Below are 12,569 nucleotides of genomic sequence, written 5' to 3'. Positions count from 1 at the left end.
CATCGGCGCAGGGATGCCCAGATGAGCGACCAGTCCTCGACCCCCTGTCTCTCCAACTCGGTCTGGCAGGCCTGGGACCGCAGCACCGCGTGCGACATCCTGCACGACGTCTACATCCCGGCGCTGCGCGCGTCGGTGTGCTACGACCGGGTTGCCGGGTACTTCACCTCCACCTCCCTGGCCGTGGCCTCCCAGGGCTTCACGGCGCTGATCAAGCATCAGAGACATGTCCGTCTCGTGGTCGGCGTCGACGGCTATGCCCACGAGCAGTGGGCCGTCTTTCGCGATGCGGAGAACAACCGGCTGGTCGCCGCTGGCTCGCTGAACGAATCGAAGACCGCCTTGACCCTCAACGCCGAGAACCTGGTGGTCGGCTGCGACTGGGAGGGGGGGCAAGGACGCCCAGTTCGCCGACCAGGTGGACGCCTCCTTGCCGCCTTCCGGCCCCGCGAGAAGCAGGGCGAGCCCGGAATCTGGCTCGCTCGCTGTCGTCCGTCGCGCAAAGCGTCCAGTGCTCGCCGAGCGCATCGAGCTCGCGAATGACTTACCCTGAGACCGGGGCCAGGCCTCTGACCGATCGGGCGTTTTCACCAAGCATTGGTCGCGCCGACGCCTCCCCGCCCTACCCCCATCGCGAGCCTGCCATCTACACTGAGCCCAAAGGCAGCGGACCAAGACCCACCCCGAACAGGAGCGCCCCCCATGAAACCAGGCCCCCGTCTCGAAGCAGCGCTTCTGCTCGTCGCCGTCCTTTGGTCAGGATGGGGAGTGGCCGCAGCCGACAGCCCCTGCCAGGGTGCGATCGACCAACTGCTGGCGACCTATGAGGAGGATGCCGCCTTCCGCGCCCTGACCGACCGGGCACTCGCCAACGTACAGCCGATGCCGGACACAACAGGTCCGAACCCCTGGCAAGGCCGGGACATCCACGCCATGGCGGATTTCTTCGCCCGCTGGTGCACCTTCCTACCGGAAGTCAGCGGCTCACATGACGACGGACTGCGCTACATCAAAGAATTCGCGCAGTTCTATTATCGGAACGAGTACGGGGTCGCCTTCGTCCAGCAGAGCCCAGGACGCGAGATCACCCAAGGCTTCGTGCGCGAGCGCGGCGCCTTCATGGACAGCGCGGCCTCCGCGGCCAAGGTCGCCGAGTGGCTGGCCGATCCCCGTATCGAGCGGGAGGATTATCAGCTCCCAGATCCGACGCGCGCCGACGGCGGCTTCACCTCATTCAACGACTTCTTCGCCCGCACCTTGAAGGACCAGGCGGCGAGCCGGCCGCAAACCCTGCCCGAGCGCGACTATGTCATCGCGGCCCCGACCGACTGCATCATGAATACCGTGCCGCAGCGCATCACCGACCTGCAGGCGGAGATCCCGACCAAGTTCAACGCGGCGCTGAACATCGTGGAGCTGCTCGGCGGGTCCCGCTACGCCGAGCGCTTCGTCGGCGGAACCGCCCTCTCCTGCGTGCTCATGCCCAACACCTACCATCACTATCACGCCCCGGTCAGCGGTCAGGTGGTGGAGGCGAGGCTCGTCGGCGGGGCCTTCTTCGGCTACGACAACTTTCCCGCCTGGGTCCCGGCCAATGGCGACGTCGGCGCCCATGGCACCGAGCTCAGTCAGTTCGAGGACTTCCAACGCGGCTATTTCATCATCGACACCGGAAGCTACGGCCATGTCGCCCTGGTTGCCGTGGGTCTGAACACCATCAGCTCCGTCGTCTTCACTGACAAGCTCAAGTCGCTGAGCGCGCCCGTCTCCATCACACGCGGCGACGAGCTCGGCCACTTCCTCTATGGCGGCTCCCTCTTCATCATGATCTTCGAGCCCGGCCGCTACAGCTCAGGCGCCGTCAAGGTCCGACTCGGCAACCAGATTGGGGTCTTCGAGACGCCGGGCGACTGACAGCGCATGGGCACTCCGTCTCGACAGGTGCCGGCACCACCAAAGGAGATGCGGAGTCGCGGTCAAGCATCGACGCGATCGCGCGCAATCTGACGGGGCGGCCGACGCCGTCCATGGATTAGGCTCCTCTGAGCCGCCGCAGGACAGGTTGCCGCCGTCCCAAGAGACTGAGGGCTTCAGAGCCTCGGTGGCGGCTGTGGCAAAATTTGGCAGGGCCGGCAGGGTATCGTCAGAGTCATGTCTCGCGGGATAACCTGAGCGACGACAAAGAGACAACCAGAGGACCGAGACGGTGAGCGAGCTATCACTTCAGGGCTTCCTGGCGGAATGCGAGCGCGAGCAGCTGCACAGGGCACAAGCCATCCAGCCTTTCGGGTGCCTTCTCGGAGGACCGGTCGGGGATCCATGCATCCGCTTCGTCAGCGCCAACGCGGAGGACTGGCTCGGGCAGCCGGCAGAGGCCTTGCTCGGCCGCCCATTGGCAGAGCTGCTGCCGCATTTCCCACCCAAGACGGAGCTGGCCGACGTCACCGCGACATCGGACGCCTGGACCCAGCCCAGCCCTCAAAAGCGCCTCTATCCGAAGCTCGCGACCGGTCCCGGCGGAGCCCTAGACGGGCTGCTATCCTGCAACGCCTCCAACTGGCTGCTCGAGCTCGAGGCCGCCCTGCCCCCCGCGTTGGAGCGCGAGGCCTACCGGCTGGTGCCGCACAGGCTCTATCGCATGCCCTACACGGAGCACGACTGGGTCGCCCAGTGTCAATATCTGGCCGACGAGCTGCGGAGCGCCACCGGGTTCGAGCGGGTCATGATCTACCGCTTCCGCTCCGACGGCTGCGGCGAGGTCATCAGCGAGAGCCTCGCGGAGGGCCTCGACCCTTATCTCGGGCTGCGCTATCCCGCCTCGGACATCCCTCAGATCGCCCGCCAGCTCTATCTCAGCAATCGCCACCGTCAGATCCCGGATGTCGACGCGCCCAGCATCCCCATCCTCGGCAATGAGGGCGCCATCGCCGACCTGAGCCTCTCGGATCTGCGCGCCGTCTCGCCGGTTCATATCCAATACCTCCAGAACATGGGCGTCACCGCGTCGCTCTCCTTTTCCATCATCCTTCCGGGGCAGCTTTGGGGGCTGATCGCCTGCCACAACAGCGTTCCCCGCAACCTGCATCTCGCCGTTCGGGAGCGCTGCGCCGAGATGGCGCAGGTCTTCACGCTCTCCATCGCCGGCTATCAAAGCACTCGGCGCCTGCTGGAGGTCAGCGAGAGCGACGACGACATCGCCAGCCTGCTGGAGGCACTCCGTCAAGCGTACGCGGGGCGCGCATTCGCGCCAGAGGCCGACCCCGACCCCGCTGACCACCTCGGACCGACACTCGGCCAGTCGCTCCTGTCGCTCGTTGGCGCCGACGGCGCAACCCTGATCGAAGGCAAGGCCATCTATTCATTCGGGGCGGCCCCAAGCAGCGACGCCGTTCGCGCGATCTATCAATGGCTTCGCGAAAACCACCAGGAGCCTGTCTTCGCCACCGACGCCCTATCCCAGCACTACAGGCCGGCAGCGGTCTTCGCGGCCGGCGCCAGCGGACTGCTCGCGGTTCGCGTCGGTCAAAGCGAAGACAAGGCCGAGAGCGCCTTCCTCTGGTGGCGTCCGGAGCAGCCTCAGACCGTCCATTGGGCGGGCGACCCGCGCAAGAGCGCCATGTTCGACAGCCAGAGCGCAACCCTCTCGCCACGCTCCTCCTTCGAGCGCTGGATCGAGACCAGCTCCGGACACTCCGAGCCCTGGACGGACGCCGATCTGCTCAGGGCCAAGAAATTCCGCAGTCTGATCCTGCGCGATCTGAACAGCAGCCTGCTGCGTGGCTAGCGGCCAAGCGGCTAACATCACCGACAGGGGCAATGAATCCATGAAGACGGCTTTCATTACTGGGACCAGCTCCGGCCTCGGCCATGGGCTCGCCGAGCACCTGAGTCGATCCGGCTGGCAGGTCTATGGCTGCAGCCGGCGCGGCTGCGACCTGGCAGAGGTGCGGGATGCGGTCTGCGACCTCACCGACGATGCGCAGTTGCCGGCGGCCCTGAGCGGGCTCCTCGCCGACGTCGAGCGCCTCGACCTCGTCATCCTCAATGCCGGCATGCTGGGCGAGATTCGAGACCTCTCGGAAACACCCCTGGAGGACCTGAAAGAGGTCATGGAGGTCAACCTCTGGGCCAACAAGGCGGTCCTGGATTGGCTCCATGCCTGGAAGCGGCCCATCGGGCAGATCCTGATGATCTCCTCGGGCGCCTCGGTGCTCGGCAACAAGGGGTGGGGCGGCTACGCGCTCTCCAAGGCCGCCCTCAACATGCTCGCCAAGCTCTACGCCCATGAGCTCGCACAGACGCACATCTCGGCCTTGGCACCGGGAATCATCGACACCCCCATGATGGATCATCTCTGCGACGAGGCCGACGCCGAGCGCTTTCCCGCCCTCCTGCGCCTGCGCGAAGCGCGCGGAGCCCAGGCCATGCCCGGGCCACTGACTGCCGCCGAGCGCGTCGTTTCCGTCCTCGACAGGCTCAAGGACTGGCCGAGCGGGAGCTTCGTCGATATCCGCCAGATCATGGATCCCGAGGGCTACGCCCGACTCTACGGGACTCCCCGTTAGTCTCTGGGTCAGGGCCGCATTCGATGCCTGCGATCGCAAGGGGCCCTAGCCGAGGACTGCAGAGGACGCGCGAGAACCGCCAGGGACCGGATGCAGATCTTCGGGCACGTCGACATCCAAGAGGATCCCGGCGTCATCGGTCGGGATGAGCAGGAGCCGATCAGCTGCGGCCGCGATGATGCGGCGCGCCCCAGCCTCTCCAGTCAAGCCGAGCAATTGCTCGCGATAGTGCCCCGCAAAGCCGACCGGGTGACCTCGCCTGCCATCCAGACTAGGCGCACAGATCCGCGTCCCCGCCTCGAGCGCGGCCAGGACCCGACGGACGGTTCTCGGCTGAATCCAGGGCATGTCGGCGAGGGCGATCACCCAGGCGTCCGCGTCCTTGGCTGCGGCGACACCTGTCGCGATGCTGAGTCCTATCCCCTGGTCCGGGGCCGGATTCTCGACCACGTCCGCCCCCGCAAGCCGCATCATCTCGGCGAGTGCGCGATCGCCGGGGCGGGTCACGACGACCGTCCCGATCCCGGCCGCGATCAGCACCCGCGCCGATCTCAGCCCGATCGGCTCACCATCCGGCAAGGGCGCCAGGAGCTTGCTGCCGCCGAAGCGGCGGCCAGCGCCAGCGGCCAAGAGGATTCCGACGACGCGACTCACAGGCCACCGGCAAGGGCGTTTCGCGCCGCCGTGATACCCGCCAGGATGGAGAGGGCGATCTCGGCCGGCCGCTTGCTGCCGATCGGCAGGCCCGCGGGCGCGTCGAGCCGTGCGAGCTGACGCGACTCCAGCCCGAGAGCCAGCAGCCGCTCGTGTCTCGCCGCGGCGGTCGCCTTGGAGCCCAGTGCGCCAATGTAGAAGGCCGGGGAGACCAGCGCCTCGCTGAGCGCGAGGTCGTCCTGCTTGGGGTCGTGCGAGAGGGTGACGATGGCGCTGCGGGGAGTCGCGCAGAATGCCCGAACGGCGTCGTCTGGCATCAGCCGAGAATAGTCGACGTCCGGCAAGGGCTCGGGGTCGGCGAACAGCTCACGCGGATCGCAGATGATGACCCGGTAGTCGAGCAGTCGCGCCATGCGGGCCAGGTTGCGCGCAAGCTGGCCATCCCCGATCAGCAGCAGCTGCCATGCAGGTCCCAGGACCTTGGTGACCGCCTGCGCGTCGGCCGAGAAGTCTGGCCGTCCGCCGCCCGCGTGCAGACTGGCCTCCCCCGTCCGCAGACAGACACGGCGCGCCACGAGCTCTCCGGCCTCCAAGCGGTCAAGCAAGGCGACGATCGGTGCCGCGGCCGATAGCTCCTCGACCAAGAGGGCCAGGCGTCCGCCACAGGGCAGCCCCAGCCGGCCCGCCTCCAGCCGATCGACGCCGAAATCCACGCGGGCCGGGAGCCCCCCGCCAAGCTGGCCGCTGCGGTAGCGCTCGGCCAGCTCCTGCTCGACGCAGCCCCCGGAGACGGACCCGACCATGGACCCGTCGCCGCGGATCGCCAGCCAGGCGCCCGGCGGACGTGGCGACGAGCCCCAGGTGTGCAGCACGGTCACTAGTGCGACGCGCTCCCCGGCTGCCAGCCAATCCCGGGCGCGCGTCAACAGCTCGGGGTCCGGGGCGAGCGCGGCGGACGTCATCAGGCGAGCTCGAGCGGCAGGGTGCGCAACCTCTGCCCGGTCGCCGCGGCGAGGGCGTTGGCGACGGCCGGCGCGATGACGGGTGTCGCCGGCTCGCCGACGCCGGTCGGGGCCTCGGCGGAAGGCAAGATGTGGACCTCGACCTCAGGCATCTTATCCATGCGCAGCACCTGATAGTCATGGAAGTTCGACTGTTCCACGCGCCCGTCCTTCAGGGTCAGGCTGCTGACCAAGGCGGCCGCCAAGCCATAGCCCATGCCGCCTTCCATCTGTGCCTTGATGACGTCGGGGTTGACGGCAATCCCACAGTCGACGGCGATGACGACCCGATCCACGCTGAACGCCTTGCCGCGCACACTGACCTCCGCCACTTGGGCGACGTAGGAATTGAAGGACGCGTGCACGGCAGCCCCGCGCGCCTTGCCATCCGGCAAAGGCTCGCCCCAGCCGGCCTTCTCGGCCGCCAGCCTGAGCACGCCCTGGTGGCGCGGATGCCCCTCGAGCAGCTCCATGCGAAAGTCGACCGGGTCTCGCCCGGCAGCCTCCGCCAGCTCGTCGATGACGCACTCGACCGCGAAGGCCGTATGCGTATGACCCACGGAGCGCCACCATTGGACGGGGACCGGCAGCTTGGGCGAGTGCAGGTCAACGTAGAGGTTGGGGACAGCATAGGCGAGATTGGCGGCGCCCTCGACCGAGAGCCGGTCCACCCCGTCGACCACCATGCGGGCCTCCATGCCGGCATCCGCAGCGATGGACTGACCGACGATGCGCTGATGCCAGGCGACCGGCTTGCCCTCGGCATCCAGTCCGGCACGCACCCGGTGGAAGAAGAGCGGGCGGTACCAGCCGGCGCGGGTGTCGTCCTCACGGGTCCACTGGAGCTTGATGGGTGTTTTGCCGCCCGCGGCTTTGAAGATCTCCGCCGCCTCCGAGGTGAAGTCAGCCCGAGGGTTGCCACGCCGGCCGAAGGAGCTACCGGCATAGAGCATCTCGATGCTGACCTGCCCAGGCTCGAGTCCGAGCACCTCGGCGACGCCAGCTTGGGTGCGCGTCTGCGACTGCTCGCCGTTGATGACCCGAACGCCGTCCTCCTCGGGCAGGATGACGCAGTTCAGCGGCTCCATGGAGGCATGCGCTAGAAAGGGCACGGCAAAGTCCGCCGCGATAACCTTAGCCGCAGAGCCGAGGGCCGTCTCGGCGTCGCCCTCGGCCGTCGCAACCGCACCCGGCCCCTCGGCCAGCGCCTTGTATTGCTCCAGGATCTCATCCGAGCCGAGCCTGAGGGCGTCGCTCTCGTCCCACGCGATGGTGAGCCGGTCACGTCCCCGCTTGGCGGTCCAGAAGTCTCCGGCAAGCACAGCGACGCCGGATGGGATCTGGACGACCTTCTCGACGCCCTCGATCGCCAAGGCCGCCTCCGCATCCAAGGACTTGAGCCGTGCGCCGAACCTGGGCGGATGCGCGACGACTGCGGTCAGCAAACCAGGCAGCGCGACGTCCTGCGTATAGCGCGCGCTGCCGTCGATCTTGTCCGCCGTGTCCTTGCGCCTCAGTGCGGCGTCGCCGATGAGACGGAACGCCTCCGGGTCCTTGAGAAAGACGTCTTCGGGCACGGGCAGCTCGGCGGCAGCCTCGGCCAGCTCGCCGAAGCTCGCAAGCTGACCGCTGGCGTGACTGAGCTGCCCGTCACGGACTTGGATCTCTTGGGGATCGACCTTCCACCGCTTGGCGGCGGCCTCCACCAACAGCTGCCGCGCCACGGCGCCCGCCTTGCGCATCTGCTCCCAGGAGTTGGCCATCGAGGTACTGCCGCCCGTGCCCTGTGCAGGTCCCCAGAACAGGTTGTTGTAGCGCTCGGCGTCGGCGGGCGCGCCCTCGACGCGGACCTGATCCCAACGGGCGTCGAGCTCTTCCGCGACCAGGGTCGGGAGCCCTGTGTAGGTGCCCTGCCCCATTTCCAGGTGCTTGACGATCACGGTGACGCTGTCGTCGGTGCCGATGCGCACGAAGGCGTTGGGCGCCAGCTCTTCAGGCAGCGCTGTGGCGCCCGGCGCGGCATCGAGCCGGCGCGGGACGGCGCCGAGGTGAATGCCGAGCGTTAGACCAGCCCCGACGGCCAGACCCTGCTTGAGAAAGACGCGACGGCTGAGATTCTCGATCCGATTTCGCATATCCCTCTCCTCAGGCCAAGGCGGCCGCGGCCTGCTTGATGGCGGAGCGAATGCGCGCATAGGTGGCGCACCGGCAGATGTTGCCTGACATGGCGGCATCGATGTCCGCATCCGTCGGCGATGGATTCTGCGTCAGCAGGGCCGTTGCGGACATGATCTGCCCCGACTGGCAGAAGCCGCACTGGACCACATCCAGCTCGGCCCAGGCCGCTTGGATGGCACGGCCTTGCGCGCTCTCGAGTCCCTCGATAGTCAGGATGCTCCCGCCCGCAGCGGCGGACAGCGGCGTCGAGCAGGCGCGCACCGCCGCTCCGTTCAGAAAGACCGTGCAGGCACCGCACTGCGCGATGCCGCAGCCGTACTTGGTGCCGGTGAGGCCGATGTGCTCACGGATCACCCAGAGCAGCGGCGTTTCCGGATCCAGGTCGAGGGCATGCTCGCGACCATTGACTGTGATCTTGACCATCACTCACTCCTTTCATGCGGCTGGTCGTCAGCCGTTCAGGCGTCGTTCAGCTGTATGACGCTATTGTTACCTTTCAAAGACATTTCGATGACATTAGGTTAGCCTTCGTGCGTTTGATCACCCCTTGGACAACGCGGACTCTTGTCGCAGATAACGTGAAGCTTTCTAAACTCTCACACCCCATCGCCCGCGCCACCCTTGCCTGGGCAGCGGCGCTGCTCTTCGTCGTCATCTGGTACTTCGCAGCTCAGACGGCGACCGGGTATGTCTTCGACGTCAAGCCTTGGTCCTCCAACTACGCACGCGACTTGGCGGCACACCTGATCATTGCCGCCTTGCTCTTCGCGATCGCTCGCTCCCTGCCGCGCTTCATGCTCGCCACAGGCGTCCTCCTCAGCGCGCTCACGGCCGGGAACGCGGCGAAGCTGTCCATTCTCGGGGCTCCCGTGATGCCGGACGACTTCGTCGCCGCGCGCAACATGCTCTTACTCCTCGACGGCTGGCTGCTCATCGGCGCGGTCATCCTGGTCGTCGCGCCACTCCTCCTCTTGGGCTGGATGATCGCCTGGAAGCATCCCCGTACCTGGGTCGGTCTCGGCATCGCTGGCGTGACGCTCTCATTGGTGGTGGGCTATCCCGGCTTGGTCAAGACTGCGCTCGACAAGAGATTCGGCAACTCGGTCTGGAACCAGCCCGAGAACTATCAGAAACGTGGCCTACCCATCCACCTACTTCAAGAGACGGCGCGGAACCTTTCCCGTCGCGTGTCGCCGCCAACGGAGGCGGAGGTTGCGGACGCCCTCGCCGATCTCGCCCTACCTTCACAAGCCGGATGGGTCAAGGTTGCGGCCGCAACCCGGCCTCCCCGCAACCTCCACCTGATCGTGCTCGAGTCCTTCTGGGATCCTGCAGAGCTCAAGGCGTCAAAGCTGTCAGCCGACCCCTTGGCGCCGGAATTCCGCGCCCTGTGGGCCGCAGCTCAGCATTCGCACCTGCTCGCCCCCGTGTTTGGCGGCTACACGGCCAATACGGAGCTTGAGGTGCTCTGCGGCTTTCCCGTCACGGCCGACAACGTCTACTTCGAGACCGGGCTGAAGCGCAACGCGCCCTGCCTGCCGCGCCACCTGGCGGAAGCCGGCTATCACACCCAGGCATCCCATCCGAACGCGGCGTCCTTCTGGAATCGCGTCAACGCCTATCGGCGGATCGGCTTCGAGACCTATCTCGCGGACAAGGACTTCGCGATGGACGACATGAATCGCGCCTTCCTGAGCGATGCCTCACTCTATCGTCAAGTCCTCGAGCGGATCGAGCCTGAGCTGAGCGAAGGGCGGCCGCTCTTCAATTACGTCCTCACCTACTTCGGTCACCTGCCCTACCCGCTCAACGACAAGCGGCCCGCCGTGATCGAGGCGGCGGAGGGTCACGAAGTTGTCGCCGCCTACGCCAACACCCTCTATTACAAGTCACGCGAGCTGATGGCCTTCCTAGCGACGCTCAGGGCGGCAGATCCGGATGCGCTCATCGTCCTCTTCGGCGATCACCTGCCCGCGCTCCAACCCAACTTCGGCGGCTATACGGAATCGGGCCTGCTCGCCAAGCGGCGCGGCGAGCTCGAGGGCGAGATGTTCCGCACCCTGGTCCAAACCCCGCTGATCGTGGTCGACGGCAAGCGCGGTCCGGTTCCGGTCGGTGATGTGCCAGCCTATAAGCTCCCCGGCCTCGTCCTCGACCTCTTGGGCGATCAGCGGCCGAGCATCATGGAGTTGGCCACACAAGCCGAGGGAAGGGCGGCGATTCGTCCCCTGCCCGGCATGCACTTCGCGCTCGTCGACGGTGGCATAAGGGTCTGCCGCGGCACAGAGACCGACCCTCAGGAATGCGCGGAGTCTTCGGAATGGGTCCGGGCCATCGAGACCCTGCGCGACGATCTTCTGGCCGGCGATCAGCACAGCCTGCTCCAGATCGAAGCTCCAAGCGAGAGCTTCCGGGAGGCCGCGGTCGCGCCAGCCGATGCGACGCCGGAGCGATATTTCTAGGCGCTTGGCCCATGAGAGAGCACCCAGTCGGCTTGCTGCTGTCTTCGCGGTGCTGCCCGTTTCCTGAATCCCTCACCCTCGAGCTTGGCTCTCGCCAAGCAAAACGCAGAAGGCACCTGGTGACGTAAACCGCGAGCCCGTTCGCACAGAAGCACTGACCGGATACGAAGAGCACCTGCGCGTGAATTCGCCCGGCGCGTCTGGCTAACCGCCTTTTCCGGCGGGTTTTCAATATTTCAGATGTCCTAAACTGCCCGGAAACGAGCACGGCGCGTTATTGATGTTGATGCGCTGCACGGCGCGCGGATGCGGTCTGCACCCTTGCACCGTCACGGATTTCGCGTAGTCCAAGAGATGCCGCCCCTTCTCAGCTGCGTCGGCACGAGAAAGGGCGGTGCAGGCGTGCCCTCGTCTCCCCGGAGATTGAGAGCCTGGCTCATTGAGGCGCGGAAGCTCCAAGCGAGTCGACCATGGCCTCGCCCCGCCGAGCCGCCGAGCCGCCGAGCCAACCGATACCGCAGCCTTGCCTTACAACTCGAGATAGCCGCGGACGCGCCCCCCAAGCACGCGTCCGCCAAGGAGCAGGCGTTATGGCCAATCCCACGTCGAGCTTCGCGAAGCTGTTCGCCGCAGAAGCGAAGAAAGACCATAAGCGCATCAACCACGCCAACACCTCGTTGCGCCCCATCTTTGCGATTCTAAATACGGTACAGCCTGCTCCGCCCAGGGGTGCCTACCTACAGCCACCGAACGCTTCGAGGGTGCGTGACGCCATCAACGCCCTGCCGGCGGCCAAGAAGACGCGCTATGCGACATCCTTGAACTGGCTGAGCAACTACCTACCCGTGCCGCTCAAGGTCAGCCTCACTGGTGCGCCGCCGCAGGCGACGCCTGCGATGCTGAGGAAGAAAGACAGCTCCGGCAAAAGCTACGAGATCTACAACCAGGAAAAACAAAACTCCTGCGGGCCAGCGTGCCTCTACATGGTCCTCAAGGAGCTCACCCACCTTCGGCGGATGACCGAAGCTGAGCTGCAAGACCTCGCTGGGCTGCATCAACAAGGACTCGCCAATACCGGCGCGACCAGCTCGAGCCACAATTGGGAGTCGCAAGGCTCGGTCCTCACGAGTCTTGTTCCTGTCCTAACAACCAATGGCGTCAAGGCCAAGGCCCACAAAGGCAGTGCGGACGCAGTCGACAACGCCCTCAAGCAGTGCACGAACAACTATCGGGGGATCGTCGGATGGTATTGGACGTCAAGTGCGACGACGAACGAGAAAAGAGGGGGGCACTGGACCGTATGCGCCGGCCTGACCCCGGACAAGTCGAAACTGATCATCCTCGACCCCTGGTACAGCGACGTCGTGCAATACGTCGACATCAACGCCAAAGACGCCAACGGCTATCTGCGCTACACACCAGTGGATAACAGCGGCAGCACAAAGAGCTACGGTTGGTGCGATTGGAGCTTCGACGCCGTGCTGACGACCAACCCGTCCTAAGAAGCCCAGGGTCTCGAGCAGAGAGGTCTCCTGCCCGCGCTGCCTCACCCTTGGCCCGATGATGTCCGGCGCTGACATGTCCGTTGAGGCAGCCCCCAGAAGCTCGCGCGCAAGAACCGGCGCGTTTTCGCCCACCCGGGCATGATCGCGGACGCCAGCCTGCACAATCGCTGCTCGGGGCTAGCGCGCTAGACGAAGGGCTGGCCG

The 12,569-nt window shown here is 66.2% G+C and carries 10 protein-coding genes; 6 read left to right on the top strand and 4 right to left on the bottom strand.

Features of this window, described 5'->3' with window-relative positions:
* Nucleotides 1-21 precede the first annotated feature (21 nt).
* The 4 genes from G3446_RS03390 (at nt 22) to G3446_RS03375 (ending at nt 4,565) form a co-directional block, all read left to right on the top strand.
* Nucleotides 22-543: a phospholipase D-like domain-containing protein gene (locus tag G3446_RS03390; RefSeq protein ID WP_164450999.1), complete on the top strand. Its 522-nt coding sequence runs from the start codon at nt 22-24 to the stop codon at nt 541-543.
* 159 nt (nt 544-702) lie between these two features.
* A complete protein-coding gene (locus tag G3446_RS03385; RefSeq protein ID WP_164450998.1) occupies nt 703-1,914 on the top strand; it encodes a phosphatidylserine decarboxylase in 1,212 nt (403 codons plus the stop codon).
* A gap of 292 nt (nt 1,915-2,206) precedes the next feature.
* Nucleotides 2,207-3,784, top strand: a complete 1,578-nt coding sequence (locus tag G3446_RS03380; RefSeq protein WP_164450997.1) for a GAF domain-containing protein — start codon at nt 2,207-2,209, stop codon at nt 3,782-3,784.
* 40 nt (nt 3,785-3,824) lie between these two features.
* Complete coding sequence (locus G3446_RS03375) at nt 3,825-4,565, top strand: SDR family NAD(P)-dependent oxidoreductase (protein ID WP_164450996.1); 741 nt, start codon at nt 3,825-3,827, stop codon at nt 4,563-4,565.
* A gap of 45 nt (nt 4,566-4,610) precedes the next feature.
* On the opposite strand, the gene G3446_RS03370 is transcribed toward G3446_RS03375, so the two are convergent.
* Genes G3446_RS03370 through G3446_RS03355 form a run of 4 tightly spaced genes read right to left on the bottom strand, consistent with a single transcriptional unit; the run spans nt 4,611 to nt 8,821 of the window.
* Nucleotides 4,611-5,219, bottom strand: a complete 609-nt coding sequence (locus G3446_RS03370; protein ID WP_164450995.1) for an NTP transferase domain-containing protein — start codon at nt 5,217-5,219, stop codon at nt 4,611-4,613.
* A complete protein-coding gene (locus tag G3446_RS03365; RefSeq protein WP_164450994.1) occupies nt 5,216-6,181 on the bottom strand; it encodes an XdhC family protein in 966 nt (321 codons plus the stop codon). The genes G3446_RS03370 and G3446_RS03365 overlap by 4 nt, the downstream gene beginning before the upstream one ends.
* Nucleotides 6,181-8,355 (bottom strand): xanthine dehydrogenase family protein molybdopterin-binding subunit, encoded by a 2,175-nt coding sequence (locus G3446_RS03360; protein ID WP_164450993.1) that lies wholly within the window; start codon nt 8,353-8,355, stop codon nt 6,181-6,183. The genes G3446_RS03365 and G3446_RS03360 overlap by 1 nt, the downstream gene beginning before the upstream one ends.
* Nucleotides 8,356-8,365: 10 nt before the next feature.
* A complete protein-coding gene (locus tag G3446_RS03355) occupies nt 8,366-8,821 on the bottom strand; it encodes a (2Fe-2S)-binding protein (protein WP_164450992.1) in 456 nt (151 codons plus the stop codon).
* 155 nt (nt 8,822-8,976) lie between these two features.
* Here G3446_RS03355 and G3446_RS03350 point away from each other — a divergent pair, with 155 nt between their 5' ends.
* Nucleotides 8,977-10,860, top strand: coding sequence for an LTA synthase family protein (locus G3446_RS03350; RefSeq protein WP_342450020.1), 1,884 nt, complete (start codon nt 8,977-8,979; stop codon nt 10,858-10,860).
* 590 nt (nt 10,861-11,450) lie between these two features.
* Nucleotides 11,451-12,362, top strand: a complete 912-nt coding sequence (locus G3446_RS03345) for a cysteine peptidase family C39 domain-containing protein (protein ID WP_164450990.1) — start codon at nt 11,451-11,453, stop codon at nt 12,360-12,362.
* Nucleotides 12,363-12,569: the final 207 nt, after the last annotated feature.

The sequence above is a fragment of the Thiorhodococcus minor genome (assembly GCF_010820565.1).
GTDB classification, from domain to species: Bacteria; Pseudomonadota; Gammaproteobacteria; order Chromatiales; family Chromatiaceae; genus Thiorhodococcus; species Thiorhodococcus minor.
The sequence above is the reverse complement of the archived record's forward strand: the minus strand, read 5'-3'. Positions and strand labels throughout refer to the sequence as shown.